This window comes from Cryomorphaceae bacterium (assembly GCA_017798125.1).
Lineage (GTDB): Bacteria > Bacteroidota > Bacteroidia > Flavobacteriales > ECT2AJA-044 > ECT2AJA-044.
In genome coordinates this window covers 2,776,929-2,793,063 of the sequence record CP059070.1, presented here as the reverse complement: position 1 = coordinate 2,793,063, position 16,135 = coordinate 2,776,929, and the positions used below count along the sequence as shown (strand labels likewise).

Sequence of the window (16,135 nt, the reverse complement as noted above, 5' to 3'; positions counted from 1 at the left end):
ATGTCGTTTTGTGAGGTCTCTTACAAACATAGCAAAAACCTCTTAACGCCGACATTCCTTTGTTTAGGCGGCTGAGGACTCCTGTTCTTCCAGCAATTGCTGTTCGTAGAGATCAGCATAATATCCTTTAGCATCGAGTAATTCTTGGTGTTTTCCGCGTTCGATGATTCCTCCATGTTCAAGGACGATAATCTCGTCTGCATGCTTAACGGAACTCACCCTATGGGAAATGATCACAGTCGTTCTGTCCTTCATGATCCGTTTGAGGTTCCGAAGGATGGTCTCTTCCGTTTGAGTGTCCACGGCAGACAGGCAGTCGTCAAAGATTAGGATTGTAGGGTTCACGATAATCGCACGTGCAATGGAAACGCGTTGTTTCTGACCCCCAGATAGTGTCACACCTCGTTCTCCAACCTTTGTTTCGAAGCCAGAAGGAAACTCTTGGATGTTCTCCAAAACATCTGCATCTCTAGCCGCTTGCTCTACCCGTTCTTGGTCGAATTGGTTCAATCCAAAGGCTATGTTGTGTGCAATGGTGTCAGAGAAAAGGTATCCCTCTTGAGGGACGTACCCGATCGAATTTCTCAGATTCTTGAGGTTAATCCCTTCAAGAGGTCGATCATCAAGTAAGACTTCTCCTTGTGTTGGATCATATAGTCGTCCGATAAGATGCGCTATGGTGCTTTTTCCAGAACCTGTTTTACCCACAATCGCAAGGCTCTTTCCTGGTTCGATCTTTAGGTCAATGTTTTTAAGTGCCTGAATGCCGCTATCGGGATAGGTAAACCCAACACCCTTGAATTCGATTCCGCCGTGGATAGGCGTTTGCTCATTAGTGGGATTTTGAATTTCTGGATCGATGTGCAGGAATTCGTTGATTCTCTTCTGCGAGGCTTCGGCACGCTGTACAATACTGGTTACCCAGCCTAGGGAAGCGACAGGCCAAGTCAGCATGTTTACGTAGATCACGAATTCGGCAATATTACCTGTAGTGATGACCCCTTCAATGGCTAGTCTCCCTCCAATGTAAATGGTCAGAAGTGTGGATAGACCGATTAACAGAATCATTAGAGGGAAAAACAAGGCATTGACTTTGACCAAATCCAGCGAGCGGTCTCTGTAGGTCAACGCCTCACGATCAAAATCGATGGCAGATCGATCTTCGCGAGCGTACGATTTGAGCACTCGAATTCCCGAAAAATTCTCTTGCACAAAGGTGGAAAGTGCAGATAATTGCCGTTGTACCCTTTCCGATCGCGTGTTGATTTCCTTGCTCACGTAGTAAATGGCCACACTTAGTATAGGCATCGGTAGTAAGGCGTAGATCGTCAACTCCACATTGACTAGAAGCATTGAGCCGATGACCAATACGAGTTGTGAGAAGACGTTGATCGAATACATGATGGCGGGCCCTAAGTACATTCGGACTTGTGAAACGTCCTCACTTATTCGGTTCATGAGATCACCCGTGCTGTTTCTCTTGTAAAAGGAGATGGTCAGTGCCTGGTACTGCTTGAAAATTTCATTTTTCAGATCAAACTCAATAAAGCGAGACATGACAATGATGGTCTGCCTCATGAAGAACATAAAAATGCCTTGAGCCAGCGCAGTGCCGATGACAATCAGCCCATAGGTCAATAGCGTGCGTTGGAGATCCCCTACGTCCGCGCCAAGAGCATTTTCTTGAAAAGCTTTGATGGCTTCGCTAACCGTATCAAATCCTTGGCGAACCATCCGAGCTGGGACCAAGGAGAAAACGTTCGAAATGATGACGAAAATAACTCCCAAAAGGAAGCGCCACTTGTACTTCCAGAAGTATTTATTGAGGTGGGCGAGCGCCTTCATGCGTTTGGTATCGAGTGAAAATAGGGTTAGTTTTGCAGCGCTCTACACAAGCGAAATAAACGGACCCTTTTGAGCGATATGCTAAGGGGAACGTTCTCCTACACAAAAAGATCAAAGTTATGAAGAATTTAGCGCAAGAAGTGCCTACAGATCGCGACGGCGAGCTGGTGTTCGGTCGTATCGACCGCATGGGGCATGAGCAAGTGGTTTTCGGTCGCGATGAAGCGACTGGTCTGAAGACCATTATTGGTATTCATAATACGGTATTGGGCCCAGCTTTGGGTGGTACGCGTATGTGGAACTATACCGACGAATCCGCTGCACTTCGAGACGTATTGCGATTGTCCAGAGGGATGACCTTTAAAGCGTCCATAAGTGGACTAAATCTAGGTGGTGGTAAGGCGGTGATCATCGGTGATGCATCAAAGGACAAAACCGATGATTTAATGCGCGCTTTCGGACGATTTGTCGACAGCTTAGGTGGAAAATACATTACGGCAGAGGATGTCGGGATGACCACGCACGACATGGAAGTGGTCAAATCTGTTACAGATCACGTGACCGGAATTCCGGAATCCATGGGCGGAAGTGGAAACCCTTCTCCCGTGACGGCCTATGGCGTTTTCATGGGGCTTAAAGCTGCAGCTACCTATAAGTGGGGCACTCAAGACCTAAAGGGTCGCAAAGTTCTGGTTCAGGGAATCGGTGCTGTCGGGCAAAACCTCGTCAAACACTTGACAGAGGAAGGGGCTCACGTCATTATCTCAGACATCAATGAGGACAAGTTGGCCGATGTTGCAACGAAATATGGAGCTGAAGTACAAATGGGCGATGGTGTGTACGACCTAGATATCGACATTTACGCTCCATGTGCTCTTGGTGCTACCGTTAACGACAATACTTTGGAGCGCCTGAATTGCTCGGTGATAGCTGGTGCTGCGAATAACCAATTGGCCGAAGAAGACCGCCACGGAAAAGCCTTGATGAATCGCGGTATTATCTACGCGCCGGACTTTTTAATCAACGCCGGTGGTTTGATTAATGTCTACTCCGAAATCGAAAAATTCGATAGAGCAGAGGCATTGCGCAAGACGGAGAAGATTTACGATACGACCTTGGATATTCTTCGCCTTTCAGAAACAAAGGGGATTCCTACAGCTCACGCCGCATTGCAACTTGCGCAAAAACGCATCGACGAAAACCGATAAAACCACATGGTCAACAGACGCTTCATCCGAATTCGTGTTCTTCAAGCACTTTACGCCTTTTACAACAAAGAAGGGGAGGAGTTGTCTCGTGCCGAGAATGAGTTAATGCGCTCCATGGATCGCATTTACGATCTCTACGCCTTGATGCTTGAGCTGCTCATATCCTTTCACCGTTTGGCCGAGGAGCGCATTGAAGACGGCAAACGGAAGAAACTGCCCACCCATGAGGATCTTCACCCTAACCTCAAATTTGTAGAGAATCCGGCATTGTTGGATCTGATTGGGAGCGATAGCCTTCGTCAATACAGTCAGTCGCACGCGGTCAACTGGAGTGATCAGCGAGAGTTCGTTCGAGGACTCTTTAAGACCATCCGCGAGACCGAGCTGTACAGTGCGTACATGGAGCGGGAAGAAGAGACCTATAAAGGACATCGTGATTTTCTGGTAGACGTGTATACGGCGTGTGTAGCCGGAAATGAAACGCTGCACGAAATCTTGGAGGAGAAGAGCATCTACTGGGTGGAGGATTTAGCATTGGTCAACAGTGCGGTTGTACGCACCCTTCAAGCGCTCAAACCTCAAGCGGGAGCTACGAAGGCTATAGAGCCCTTGTATCGAGATGTGGACGACAAGGACTTTGCCACAGAATTGCTTCGAAAGGCCGTCACGCAGAGCGAGCGATTCGAGGAGATGATAGCCGAAAAGGCCAAGAATTGGGAAATGGAGCGCATTGCGCAGATGGACATCCTGTTGATGAAACTCGCATTGGCGGAATTCCTTTATTTCGAAACCATTCCCGTCAAAGTGAGTATGAATGAGTACATCGAGTTATCGAAGGACTTCAGCACGAATAAGAGTAAAGTCTTCATCAATGGAATCCTAGATAAATTGGTGGCAGAATTGAAAGATAGCGGCGAATTACGGAAATTGGGCCGCGGTTTAATTGAATAAATCCAGTAGACAATGAATATCAAGACTTTGGCCCTAGTGGCAGGAGCGGGTTTGATGATGATCTCTTGCGGAGAGAAAGCATCGAACCGTGTAGAAAACGGAAACGCTACTCCAGTAGTTACAGAAACTCCGGCGGCAAGCACCCCAGAGGTTCAGCCCGTAATGAACGAGCAAGCGCAACAAACCAACGTGGACATCGTGGATACAGAAGGCACACCAGTCTTCTCATTCGATCGTGAGTTTCACGATTTCGGTCAAATTGAGCAAGGAACTAAGGCTGAAACAGTCTTTACCTTTACCAACACTGGGGATTCTCCATTGATCATTACGAGTGCTCGCGGAAGCTGTGGTTGTACTGTACCAGATTGGCCAAACGAGCCTATTGCTCCAGGTGAAACGGGAGAAATTGCCGTGAGCTTTGACAGCAAGGGTCGCCAAGGAAAACAGCAAAAGTCTGTGACCATCGTGGCCAACACAACTCCTAACACCAAAGTACTTCAGATTACTTCTGAGGTAATGGTGCCTCAAGCTGCGGAGTAAGATGATTCTATTGCAAGCAGCAGGAGGAGGATTTGGCGGGTTTTTACCCTTCCTTCTCATCATTGTGGTCTTCTATTTCTTTATGATTCGACCACAGATGAAGCGTCAGAAAGATGAGAAGAACTTCCGCGGAGAAATTCGCAAAGGTCAGCGGGTCGTGACCAACGGTGGACTTCACGGAAAAATCTCAGAGATGACGGATACCACCGTTACTCTGGAAGTCCAGAACGGGATCAAGATCAAAATGGAAAAAGCGGCCATCAGTAAAGAGTTGAGCGCCCAATACCTAAAGACCGACGACAAGAAGTCCAACAAGAAGGACACCAAGAAAGTCGAAGAGAAGAAGGACGCATAAGCGATTCTACATAAGGTTTCTAAAGAACGAGCCCCTCTGCTGGGCTCGTTTTTTTATTTTTATCCTATGGCCGCCTCCGCACTTCGAAATCCATTAACTCGCTTGATTCAAGACGATCGCAAGCGGTCCATTTTCATCTTCTGCTTGGCCCTTTCGTCGCTGTTCTGGATTCTGAGTAAACTCTCACGGACCTACACGGCGGTTATAGATCTTCCGATTCAATATGAGCACCTTCCTGATGATCGAATCTGGCTTTTGGACCAAGCGCCCACCATTACTCTTGAAGTAGAAGGCTACGGATTTGACCTCTTGGGATATCGATACCGGAATCGAAACAACTTGGTTCTGGATTTTGACCGGGTTGAATTGCGCCAACGGCGCAGCGAAAAGCAGCGCGCCTACATCCAGTTGAGCGAGTTCCGAACCGGATTGTCCGACGAACTCTCGGGTTCGGTCAATGTCCTCTCCGTTTATCCGGATACCTTATTTTTTCCTTTTGCCCTGCGGGCCGATAAGCCGCTTCCCGTAGAGGTTGACCTGGCCATCGCCTTCAAAACGGGCTTTGGAGCGACCTCTGAAGTCATTATTGATCCGCCATCAGTCAAAGTTTCGGGCCGAAGCGAGGTAATGGACACTTTGAGTCGCGCTCTGACCGAATCCTGGAACGTTCAAAATGTAGAAGACACGCTTCGCGCGACGCTCAAACTGGCCGCTCTCGACAGCACCTTGCGCTTCAGCCCTTCTGAAGTCGAAGTTCTATTGCCCGTTGAAGAGTTTACCGAAGTCGCCTACGAAATACCCGTCCAGATGTTGGGCCTTCCGGATTCCTTGGGTCTGCGCCTTTTTCCTCCGCGCGTCAAGGCCATTTGCCGAGTACCACTATCGCGATATCAAGAACTGTCCGCGGCCGATTTTACGGCGGTGGTCGAATATCAGCAAATCACCAAGACGACTGGAGACCGCGTTCGACCTACTTGGACTACGATTCCAGATGTTGCGGAAATAGTACGAACCGAACCCGAGCGCGTTGAATTCTTAATCCTCCGCAAATGATCAAGGTAGGGCTCACAGGCGGTATTGGATCGGGCAAGAGCACCATTGCGCGGGTCTTTCAGAACTTGGGAATCCCTATCTACGATGCCGATTCGAGAGCTAAGGCTCTCTATCTCGAAGACGCCCTTCTCAAAGAACAGGTCATCCAATTGCTCGGAGAAGAAGCCTACACGGATGGTCGATTGAACCGCCCGTGGATTGCCGAACGCGTCTTCAACAACCAAGCGCTATTAGAAGCTTTGAATAAGCTCGTGCATCCTGCCGTAGGCAGAGATTTTTACGCCTGGTTGGAGAAGCAAAACACGCCGTATGTATTGAAGGAGGCCGCCATCATGTTTGAGTCTGGATCGCATTTGACACTGGATGAAGTCATCCTGGTCAGTGCTCCGGTGGAAGTTCGCTTGGAACGCGTCATGAAGCGCGATGGCCTGACTGCGCCGGAGATACGTCAGCGCATGGCGCGTCAGTGGAGCGAGGAAGAGCGGAGGGCGCACAGTCAACACGAAATCAATAACGACGGTCACCACTTGGTACTGCCGCAAATTTTGGCCTTGCATGAAGATTTTATCCGTCGAGCAAATTCGTGAGGCCGATCGGCTCACTATAGAACGAGAGCCTATTTCGTCCATTGATCTCATGGAGCGCGCTGCCGCAGGGATCACCGATCGACTCACCGAGATCTTTGACCCCAATACCCCATTTACCATCTACTGCGGGATGGGCAACAATGGAGGAGATGGCTTGGCCATTGCCCGCCAACTCAGGTCGGCGGACTACGACGTTCGCGTGGTCGTGATTCAGCATCGCACAACGGGAAGTCCTGATTTCGAAACCAACTTATCCAAGCTGAACGCGTTTGAGACTTGGTCGTCTGATGATCGGCCTGAAGGGGACGAGCCGGATCGCATACGCATCGATGCCATTCTCGGATCTGGCCTTAGTCAGCCTTTGGACGGCTTCCTCGCCGAAGTATGTCAAGCACTTAATCGGGATCGTCGCTTTACAATTGCCGTTGATGTGCCGACCGGAATTTTTGCAGACGACAACCGCGAAAATGACCTGAGTTTGGCCCTACGGGCCGATGCTACTTTGACCTTTCAGTGGCCCAAGCGAGCGCTACTCTTGCCCGACAGCGGCCCCCTATGCGGCCCCTTTGAATTGATTGACATCGACTTGGATGCTCAATACGAAGATGAAGTACTGACTCCGAACTACTTTGTGGATCACTATTGGGTGGCGCAGCGATATCGAGAGCGTCCCAGTTTTGCGCACAAGAACCGATTTGGCCATGCCTTATTGGCCGCTGGGGCTCGTGGTACACTCGGTGCCGCCATCATGAGTGCTCGCGGAGCCCTTCGAAGCGGAGTAGGACTACTTACTGGATACCTTCCTGGCTCCGCGGAGCTGATATGGCCATCTAGTGTTCCAGAAGCTATGGGTGTCTTTGACCCCTTGCCCGAACATCTCAGCGATCTACCACAATTGGATCGATATACGGCTATTGGCGTTGGTCCTGGCATTGGACAGGATGAGGACACCTCCCACATGCTTCAAAACCTGATTCGTCAAGCCAGCGTTCCATTGGTTTTTGATGCGGATGCTCTGAATATTCTCGCGGAAAACCTGACCTGGCTTTCTTTTTGTCAACAGATGCCTATTCTAACCCCGCATCCAGGCGAGTTCGCTCGCTTGAGCGGGGTGAGCCCCGGGCCAGATCAATATGACGCGGCATTGGAGTTCGCTGCCCGCCATCAATGCGTTTTAGTCTTGAAAGGAGCCTACACAGCGACGGCTCTGCCCAATGGAGAGATGTATTTCAACAGTACCGGTCATTCAGGGCTCGCAACTGGTGGGAGTGGAGATGTGCTCACGGGTTTGCTCACGGGTTTGCGTGCACAGGGATACGGTGTTGCTGAAGCGGCGATCATGGGTGTATATCTGCATGGTAGAGCAGCTGAACTGGCACTTGCCGACCAGAGTGAAGAGAGCCTTTTGGCTACGGATCTGCCGGAATATTTTGGACAGGCCTTTGCCGAACTCTAACTTTTTTTTGAAAAATTATCACGAGCGATGCAACGCTTGGAAAGGCCGCTCGTCTTTTTATTATGAAAACCGAACCGAAAAGACCTCCCTTGGATCCAAAGGATTACTTGATTGAGCAGTGTCGCAATGGGGATCAGCGCGCGATGATGGAGCTGTACGACCGATATGCACGGGCCATGTACAACACCTGCAAGCGACTCCTGAATGACGAGACAGACGCGGAAGATGCCATGCAAGAGGCCTTTATGAAGGCCTTTGATCGACTCGATCAATTCTCAGGAGGAGTGACGTTCGGAGCCTGGCTCAAAAAGATTGTGGTTCATCAGTGTTTGGATCGTATCAAGAAAAGAGAAATTGAATGGATCAGCACAGAAGAGACGATCCTTCAACCCGTAGCCGAAGCTGAAGATGACCGAGGAACGTATCAGGTGGAACAGGTCCATCGAGCTATTGATGCGCTACCAGGTGGATATAAAATGATATTGAGTCTGTACCTACTTGAAGGTTACGACCACGAAGAAATAGCGCAAATCTTGTGTATTGATCCAGGAACGAGTCGGTCGCAGTTTGCACGAGCAAAAAACAAACTGAAGCATATTTTAACAGAACGTCATCATGTCGGATAAGTTAGAAGATTTCATTCGGGAGCAACAAGAGTCCTTTGATCGGGACCGCCCACCTCTCGGGCACCGCAACCGCTTCGAACAAAAGTTACAGGGTAAGCAAGCCGCTGAGGAGAACGAATCTACGCGCTCATCGGCCCGTCAGGGCCTAATGAAGATCGCCTATACAGCCGCCGCCGCGGTAGTGATTTTCGGAGCTGTATTCGTTTACCAGAACTACAGTTTGGTTCCCGTGGAAGAAAAGATTGTCGGAGACCAGAACATGTACCTCGAGGAGGTGTCGAGCGAAATGGCTCAAGTGGAAGATTACTACCGACGGACCATTTTGGCCAAGAAGGAAGAAGTGCAACAAATGCCAGGTGCAGAAGACTATATCCTGCAGAGTTATTTCACCGAATTGGACGAATTAGAAGAAGCCTATGAAGAGCTGGCCAAGGCCTTGGCTCGAAACTACAGTGACGAACGCGTAATCAATGCTATGATCGAAAATTATCGTGATCGCATTGATGTGCTGGAAGCACTGACCAACCAACTCCAAACCTTGAACGAACAGAAAAACTACGGAAATGAAAACGCTTAAACACACAACACTACTTCTCGCTCTAGCTCTGATGCCTACCTTTCTATGGGCACAGTACCTGGAGCGGACCATCGAGAAATCCTTTGACGTGGGTTCCAGTGGAGAGCTCTTTATTCGAAATAGCTTTGGTGATGTTCAGTTGACCGATTACCCGGGAAATTCAATCGAAATCGAAGTGAAGATTACCGTTGAAGGAAAATCAGATCGCGCAGTGAACGAAGCCTTCGAAAAGATGGATGTGAAATTCTCAGTCAATGGCGATCGAGTTGTTGCCGAGACGAAGAACGACTGCAACTGCGGAAATAAAATCGAGAAATTCTCGATCGACTATGAAGTGCGTGTACCGCAATCTACTCAAGTCGAAATCCGCAATTCCTTTGGAGATGTATTCGTAGAGGATCGCTACGGTCCAACACGACTCGATGTGCAGCATGGGGACTTCCGTGTATCGGGATGGAGTCATGAGCAGAATGAAATCGAGTTGGCTTTTGGCGACGGTTTTGCCAAGAACATCAACGGTCTCAATGCAGAAATTCAACACAGTGATTTCATTGCCGAGAACATCAAAGCCTTAGAGTTGGATGTGAAATTCAGTGATGTGGAGATTGAGCGCGTCGAAAAGATGATTGGAGACCTTCGGGTGCAGCACAGTGATTTCAACCTCGATGTAGCGGGCGTTGAATGGGATGCCATGGACCTTGATGTTGACTTCTCTGATTTTGAGCTCAGCATAAATGAACAAGCCCGCATGCGGATGGAAATTAAAGCGAGCTTCTCCGACGTGGATGGGGCTTCAGGAATGAAGATCCAAGAGAAAGAAACAGGATTCAATAGCGAGGAATACCGAATTACGGTCAATGATGAGGCGGCGCCGATCATCAGGACGTCCGTTCAGCACAGCGACTTCAATATTTCCTGGCGATAAAAGCGGGAAAGAGGTCGAATAAGGACCAACTAAGCTTACAACTCAGCAACCGACCCTTTTCCTTCCCGGATGAGGGTCGGTTCATTTCCGGTGCAGTCAATGATGGTTGAGGGCTCATTGTCCCCAATACCTCCATTAATGGTAATCTCAACCATACGCGCATAGCGCTCGTGAATCAATTCTGGATCAGTTGTGTATTCCACCACATTGTCGGGATCGTGAATGGAACTTACTGCGATTGGATTGCCAAGAGCTTGTACAATGGCCAATGGTACTCCGTTATCCGGAATACGAATCCCGACGGTCTTCTTTTTGTGATGGAAGAGCTTGGGGATCTTATTTGTGGCGTTCATGATGTACGTATACGGTCCTGGCAGGGTGCGTTTCAATAGCTTGAAGACCGAAGTAGGGATGGGCCGAGTATAATCGGAAAGCATGGTCAAGTCATTGAAAACGATGGAAAAATTCGCCTCTTCTAGACGCGTGCCCTTCAGTTGAGCAAGTTTTTCCATGGCCTTGGTTTGACTTAAGTCACACGCGAAAGCGTATACCGAATCCGTCGGAACAATGACAATGCCGCCTCTGCGAAGTGCATCGACTACTTTGTTAATGGCGCTGTCGTGTGGATTCTCCGGGTAGATCTTGAGGAGTTCTGACATGGCAAGATGTGGGTTAGGGATGTCCGCTTCCTTCGCGGAATGCGAACGGACTCCTTAAGCTAGTTCATTTTGAGGAGAAACGAAAACTGCCTTACTCGTGAATGAGCATCTTGTGCCTACCGGTATCCCCTTCAAGAACGATCACAAGAGTTTGGGCATGTAAGGTCCAAGTGACCAACTTAGTATCGGAAATACGGTAGTATAGATGTCCTTCCGTTTGACGATCAGGTTGCCCCAAGACCTCAGTGATTTCTGTCTCCTTCAGATATCGTAGACTGTCCATTTCCATCACAGCGTCAAGCATAGACGGACGGTAGGGGTATTGACCCTTTTCCCAAGTGCTCCAGAGCTCCGAGTCAAAGGCTAGGATTTCGATTTGTTCTTCGGTGGATGCCGCGGACTGCTCTTCATTCCCACACCCCGACAAAACCAGAAGAAGGAGGAGGCCAATGAAGAAAGAGCGTAACATGCTTTTTACGAATTCCCTTTGGCGTGGTCTGCCAAGAATTTTTCGAGCCCAATGTCTGTCAGTGGGTGCTTGAACAAGGCGGCAATTGCGCTCAAAGGAGAAGTAATCACGTCCGCTCCAATCATCGCGCAATCTTTGATGTGTAGCGGATGACGAATACTTGCGGCCAATATTTCCGTTTCGTAGCCGTAGTTGTCAAAAATGATGCGGATTTCTTCGATCAATTGAAGTCCATCATTGCTGATGTCGTCCAAGCGTCCCAAGAATGGACTTACATAGGATGCACCTGCTTTTGCGGCCAACAAGGCTTGTGAGGCGCTGAAAATTAGAGTGCAGTTGGTTTTAATTCCGTTGTCTGAAAAGTGCTTAATGGCTTTAACACCTTCACGAATCATGGGCACTTTAACAACAATTTGATCATGCAGTGCTGCTAGGGCTTCTCCTTCACGTACGATTCCATCAAAGTCCGTGGCCACAACTTCGGCACTGACGTCTCCATCAACGATGTCGCAAATATCAACATAGTGTTGGATGATGTTGTCCTGACCAGTAATACCCTCCTTGGCCATCAAAGATGGATTAGTGGTTACGCCGTCCAGAATTCCGAGGTCCTGAGCTTCACGGATTTGGTCGAGATTTGCGGTGTCGATGAAGAACTTCATGAATGGGGTTTTAAGTATTGATGCAAAGATAGAAACTCAAGGCGCATCTGCTGCTTGAATTTTTGCTCGTAAATAGAATTGATGTAAAGCGGCAATCATCAGAAGATGGCCAATATCGTTGTGGTTGAACCATGGGGATGGAGCCAACTTGAGTGCGGCGACCAGGGCGGATGCGATCAAAAAGCCCAGTCCGAGGAAAAACTCGCGTTTGCCCGCCGAGGGACGGTTGTGTTTTAGATGCAGGGGAAGTACATATCCCAATATGCCGACGGCGGTGAAAATCCCAACTACAGCAAAATTTAACGTCGTAAAAATGGACGTTAAAAAAGCGGCCAAAAAGAGGTGAGGAGTCCATTCCCACACTCGATTAATACCCCGATCGCGGAAGTACATATTTGAGGCCAGCATAAAGAGCCAGATAGCAATAGCATTGAGTGCCCATGGGAACCGATGAAAAGAACGACCAAATTCGTAATTAAACGCGTGAGCAATGCCTCCGGCAAAAGTGGAGAGGCCCATGAAAATGAAAAAGAGGGCGTACATCCTGTTGAGCTTTCCTCCCTTGCGGTTCAATCGAAGGGCAAAGCTCCAGGTGAAAAGCGTGATGAGCCAATCCGTAAGGACTGTAGTAGGCTCTTGAATCAAGGTGCCGAATAGGGTTATTTCGGGTACGTTGGACATGGCTTTTCGAAGCTAATAAAAAAAGGAGCAAGCTACTCGCATCGCGCCGCTACAACCTCTTACCCTTGCTACCTTCCGGTCCTGGGGGATTCAGAGGGAGCTGGCCGTACGAGACTTGCCCCTTAAGGGCGCAAAGGTACGGAAATAGTTGGTTATATTTGCCCTACTAAACAAACCTCCCGACCATGAATCAAGACATGAAAAAGATCGCCATTAATTATGCACTCATTAGTGCTGGTATTGGAATTCTGTATACGTTAATCGGTTACATTACCGGTTCAACCAGCCTGTTTACGACCTGGTATATTGGATTGGCCATTGCCGCAGTCGGAATTGTGATTACCGTTGTAGGAACGAACAAGTACAAAGGAACGCAAGACGGATTCATGTCGTTTAAAGATGCCTTTACCGTCAGTTTCCTCATCCTCTTTTTGGCGGGATTGATCAGTACGGTATTTAATATTCTCATGTTCAACGTCATCGACCCTGGGTTTGCCGAGGAATTGAACCAAGCTATTTTGGAAAGTACTGTTGGCATGATGGAGCGTATGGGCGCTCCTGAAGAGACGATTACTCAACAAATCGAAACCATGGAGTCAAAGGGTGGTCAATTCAGCTTTGGCAACCAGATTAAAGGTTTCGGTATGGCCCTTATATTTTACGGGGTATTGGCATTAATTATCGCGGCCTTTACCAAGAAAAAGGCACCTGAATTCATGGATGCTGGTACTACTGAAGGTAGCGAAGACTAAAAAACACTCGATTGGACTTATCCATTGTTGTTCCCTTATTGAATGAGGCGGAATCCTTGCCCGAATTGACGGCCTGGATTGACCGCGTTTGCGTTGAACATGGCGTCACTTATGAAGTCATTTTTGTGGATGATGGATCAACCGATAATTCCTGGGCCGTAATTGAGGAATTGCGCTCCGAATTTCCTGGTGTAAAAGGAATCAAGTTTCGCCGAAACTACGGAAAGTCCGCAGCCTTGAATGAAGGCTTTGGCATGGCTGAAGGCGGAGTCGTTATTACGATGGACGCCGATTTACAGGATAGTCCTGACGAGATTCCGGAATTGATGCGCATGATCACTGAGGACGGATACGACCTTGTGAGTGGTTGGAAGAAAAAGCGCAAGGACCCCATCAGCAAGACCATTCCAACGAAGCTCTTTAATTGGGCGACACGTCGAATCAGTGGCATTCAACTCCACGATTTCAATTGTGGACTTAAGAGCTATCGAAATGATGTGGTCAAGAATGTCGAGGTCTACGGGGAAATGCACCGCTATATTCCTTTTTTAGCGAAGAACGCTGGTTTTGCGAAGATTACAGAGAAGGTCGTTCACCACCAAGAGCGGAAGTATGGCAGAACCAAGTTCGGCCTGGACCGCTTTGTCAATGGCTACTTGGATCTACTATCGCTGTATTTCGTTTCGCGCTTTGGAAAGCGTCCAATGCACTTCTTTGGGCTCTTGGGAAGCATCATGTTCTTCATAGGATTTGTGGCTTCCGGCTGGATTGGAGGGTATAAATTATGGGCACTTAATGCCGGACTAAAACCGGGATTGGTGACCGATAACCCTTGGTTTTTCATTGCGTTGACGACCATGATTCTTGGAACACTTCTGTTTCTGGCGGGCTTCATTGCCGAGATGGTGCATCAGAACAACAGAGAGCGCAGTCAGTACAACATTGGGCAAAAGCTCGGCTGGTAGCCATGAGTACTTTGAGGCTTTCATTTATTGTTCCGGTATACAACCGACCGGATGAGGTCGAGGAACTTCTTTCCAGTTTAAAGACCCAGACCGATCCTGATTTCGAATTAATTCTGGTGGAGGACGGAAGCGATTCCGACAGCAAGCACGTCGTCGAAAAATACAGCGATGACCTGGACATCCACTACTTCTACAAGGAAAACGCCGGTCCGTCCATCGCCCGAAACTACGGTATCGAACGCGCTTCGGGAGATTATTTTCTCTTTGTTGATTCCGACTGCATTCTTCCCTCACATTATGTGGCGGAGGTACGACGCTATCTTACGGAGCATCCTGATGTACAGGCTTTTGGAGGGCCAGACATGGCCGATAAGAGCTTTAATACACTACAAAAATCCATCAGCTATAGTCTGACCAGCTTTCTCACTACTGGTGGGATTCGCGGAGGAAAAAAACAGGTGGATAAGTTTCATCCTCGATCCTTTAATCTCGGGTTTTCGCGCAAAGTGTACGAGCAGATGGGTGGTTTTCCCGATACTCGACTTCACCCGGGCGAAGACATGATCTTGGCCATTGAAATCATCAAAGGTGGTTTCCAGACGGCCCTTATCTCAGAGGCTTTTGTGTACCACAAGAGAAGAACGAGCTTGAGTCAGTACAAACGTCAGGTATATCGCTTCGGCTTTGTGCGCATCGTTATTTCCACGATGTATCCCGATACGTTTAAGCCTTTCTTTTTGATTCCTACGGCCTTCACGGCCGGATTCGTATTGGCGGTACTCGGCGCAATTATAAGTGAGCCCTGGATGTTAGGATCTTACCTGATCTACTTTTTACTCGTATTCCTAGATGCTACGGTGAAAAACAGATCCATTGTCGTAGGCCTGCTGTCACTCGTCACAACGGCCATTCAAATGTACGGTTATGGCACCGGCGTTGCCTTTTCGCTCTGGAAGCGCTGGACCATGAAAGAGGCTAAATACCTTGAATGGGCAGAGACCTACCGAGGCTAATAAAGCCCCTAATCTTTTGTATTTTTGCGCCTTATGAAAAAAATCATCTCTTGGTTGATCCGATATGTGCCCCGCAAGCATTTACAGCGCGTGAGCCACATTGGGCTTCGGGTTATTTCCGTTTTTTATCGTGGAAACAACGTCATGTGTCCGGTCAATGGCCGCACCTACCGCAAGTTTTTGCCCTACGGACGATTGAAGCCAAGAGATAATGCACTCTGTCCAGACAGTCTTTCATTAGAACGTCACCGACTCCTTTGGCTCTACTTTAAAGAAAAGACCAACCTCTTTTCAGAAGAAGTACGCTTCTTGCACGTTGCTCCAGAGCTCTGCTTCATGGATCACTTCGAAGAAGCACCTAACATTGAATACGTGACGGCGGACATCGAAAGTCCCTTGGCCAAGGTCAAGATGGACATTCACGACATTCCTTTTCCAGAGAATAGTTTTGACGTTGTCGTGTGCAATCACGTAATGGAGCATGTAGACGACGACATCAAATGTATGAGCGAAATTCACCGGGTCCTCAAGCCGGGTGGATGGGCCATTATGCAGGTGCCACAAGACTACGATCGCGAAGAGACCTTGGAAGATCCTACCATTACGGATCCCAAAGAACGGGAGCGCGTATACTGGCAAAGCGATCACGTGCGTTTGTACGGTAGAGACTACGGTAAGCGTTTGGCCAAGGCGGGCTTCAACGTGAAGGAAGACCAATTCTTAGAGGAGCTCGGTCCCGAAAAGCAGCGTTACTACGCATTGCCCGGACGAGAGATCATCTACTTCTGCACCAAGTAGTTTCCGTATCTTT

Annotated in this window: 19 protein-coding genes and 1 other RNA gene; 14 read left to right on the top strand and 6 right to left on the bottom strand. The window is 48.6% G+C overall.

Annotation, left to right across the window (positions count from 1 at the left end):
* Positions 1-63 precede the first annotated feature (63 nt).
* Entirely contained in the window at positions 64-1,845 is a 1,782-nt protein-coding gene (locus tag HZ996_12510) for an ABC transporter ATP-binding protein (GenBank protein QTN39930.1), read from the bottom strand.
* Positions 1,846-1,964: 119 nt separating this feature from the next.
* On the opposite strand from HZ996_12510, the gene HZ996_12505 reads away from it, so the two are divergent.
* The 10 genes from HZ996_12505 (at position 1,965) to HZ996_12460 (ending at position 10,123) form a co-directional block, all read left to right on the top strand.
* The gene (locus HZ996_12505; GenBank protein ID QTN39929.1) at positions 1,965-3,053 is read left to right on the top strand and encodes a Glu/Leu/Phe/Val dehydrogenase; all 1,089 of its coding nucleotides are present in this window, start codon (positions 1,965-1,967) and stop codon (positions 3,051-3,053) included.
* A gap of 6 nt (positions 3,054-3,059) precedes the next feature.
* Positions 3,060-4,004 (top strand): transcription antitermination factor NusB, encoded by a 945-nt coding sequence (nusB, locus tag HZ996_12500; protein ID QTN39928.1) that lies wholly within the window; start codon positions 3,060-3,062, stop codon positions 4,002-4,004.
* A 54-nt stretch (positions 4,005-4,058) separates the two neighbouring features.
* Entirely contained in the window at positions 4,059-4,544 is a 486-nt protein-coding gene (locus HZ996_12495) for a DUF1573 domain-containing protein (GenBank protein ID QTN40056.1), read from the top strand.
* Between the two features lies 1 nt (position 4,545).
* Positions 4,546-4,899 carry a preprotein translocase subunit YajC gene (gene yajC / locus HZ996_12490; protein QTN39927.1) on the top strand — a complete coding sequence of 118 codons (354 nt, stop codon included), beginning with the start codon at positions 4,546-4,548 and terminating at the stop codon, positions 4,897-4,899.
* 66 nt (positions 4,900-4,965) lie between these two features.
* Positions 4,966-5,952 carry a YbbR-like domain-containing protein gene (locus HZ996_12485; protein ID QTN39926.1) on the top strand — a complete coding sequence of 329 codons (987 nt, stop codon included), beginning with the start codon at positions 4,966-4,968 and terminating at the stop codon, positions 5,950-5,952.
* Complete coding sequence (locus HZ996_12480; GenBank protein ID QTN39925.1) at positions 5,949-6,539, top strand: dephospho-CoA kinase; 591 nt, start codon at positions 5,949-5,951, stop codon at positions 6,537-6,539. The genes HZ996_12485 and HZ996_12480 overlap by 4 nt, the downstream gene beginning before the upstream one ends.
* A complete protein-coding gene (locus tag HZ996_12475; protein ID QTN39924.1) occupies positions 6,508-7,995 on the top strand; it encodes an NAD(P)H-hydrate dehydratase in 1,488 nt (495 codons plus the stop codon). The genes HZ996_12480 and HZ996_12475 overlap by 32 nt, the downstream gene beginning before the upstream one ends.
* Before the next feature lie 62 nt (positions 7,996-8,057).
* Positions 8,058-8,621: an RNA polymerase sigma factor gene (locus HZ996_12470; protein QTN39923.1), complete on the top strand. Its 564-nt coding sequence runs from the start codon at positions 8,058-8,060 to the stop codon at positions 8,619-8,621.
* Positions 8,611-9,198, top strand: coding sequence for a hypothetical protein (locus HZ996_12465; GenBank protein ID QTN39922.1), 588 nt, complete (start codon positions 8,611-8,613; stop codon positions 9,196-9,198). The genes HZ996_12470 and HZ996_12465 overlap by 11 nt, the downstream gene beginning before the upstream one ends.
* On the top strand, positions 9,185-10,123 hold the full coding sequence (locus tag HZ996_12460; protein QTN39921.1) for a hypothetical protein: 939 nt from the start codon (positions 9,185-9,187) through the stop codon (positions 10,121-10,123). The genes HZ996_12465 and HZ996_12460 overlap by 14 nt, the downstream gene beginning before the upstream one ends.
* Before the next feature lie 35 nt (positions 10,124-10,158).
* Here the strand turns inward: HZ996_12460 and HZ996_12455 are convergent, their stop codons facing one another.
* The 5 genes from HZ996_12455 to ffs form a co-directional block, all read right to left on the bottom strand.
* Positions 10,159-10,782, bottom strand: a complete 624-nt coding sequence (locus HZ996_12455; GenBank protein ID QTN39920.1) for a threonylcarbamoyl-AMP synthase — start codon at positions 10,780-10,782, stop codon at positions 10,159-10,161.
* A 91-nt stretch (positions 10,783-10,873) separates the two neighbouring features.
* The gene (locus HZ996_12450; GenBank protein QTN39919.1) at positions 10,874-11,251 is read right to left on the bottom strand and encodes a hypothetical protein; all 378 of its coding nucleotides are present in this window, start codon (positions 11,249-11,251) and stop codon (positions 10,874-10,876) included.
* Between the two features lie 5 nt (positions 11,252-11,256).
* A complete protein-coding gene (gene fsa / locus HZ996_12445; GenBank protein QTN39918.1) occupies positions 11,257-11,913 on the bottom strand; it encodes a fructose-6-phosphate aldolase in 657 nt (218 codons plus the stop codon).
* A 36-nt stretch (positions 11,914-11,949) separates the two neighbouring features.
* Complete coding sequence (locus tag HZ996_12440) at positions 11,950-12,594, bottom strand: hypothetical protein (GenBank protein ID QTN39917.1); 645 nt, start codon at positions 12,592-12,594, stop codon at positions 11,950-11,952.
* 22 nt (positions 12,595-12,616) lie between these two features.
* Positions 12,617-12,715, bottom strand: an RNA gene (gene ffs / locus HZ996_12435) — signal recognition particle sRNA small type.
* A gap of 64 nt (positions 12,716-12,779) precedes the next feature.
* On the opposite strand from ffs, the gene HZ996_12430 reads away from it, so the two are divergent.
* Genes HZ996_12430 through HZ996_12415 form a run of 4 tightly spaced genes read left to right on the top strand, consistent with a single transcriptional unit; the run spans position 12,780 to position 16,122 of the window.
* On the top strand, positions 12,780-13,346 hold the full coding sequence (locus HZ996_12430; protein ID QTN39916.1) for a DUF4199 domain-containing protein: 567 nt from the start codon (positions 12,780-12,782) through the stop codon (positions 13,344-13,346).
* Positions 13,347-13,357: 11 nt separating this feature from the next.
* Complete coding sequence (locus tag HZ996_12425; GenBank protein QTN39915.1) at positions 13,358-14,311, top strand: glycosyltransferase family 2 protein; 954 nt, start codon at positions 13,358-13,360, stop codon at positions 14,309-14,311.
* Between the two features lie 11 nt (positions 14,312-14,322).
* Positions 14,323-15,324, top strand: coding sequence for a glycosyltransferase (locus HZ996_12420; GenBank protein QTN40055.1), 1,002 nt, complete (start codon positions 14,323-14,325; stop codon positions 15,322-15,324).
* Between the two features lie 33 nt (positions 15,325-15,357).
* Positions 15,358-16,122: a methyltransferase domain-containing protein gene (locus HZ996_12415; protein ID QTN39914.1), complete on the top strand. Its 765-nt coding sequence runs from the start codon at positions 15,358-15,360 to the stop codon at positions 16,120-16,122.
* The last annotated feature ends 13 nt before the right edge of the window (positions 16,123-16,135 follow it).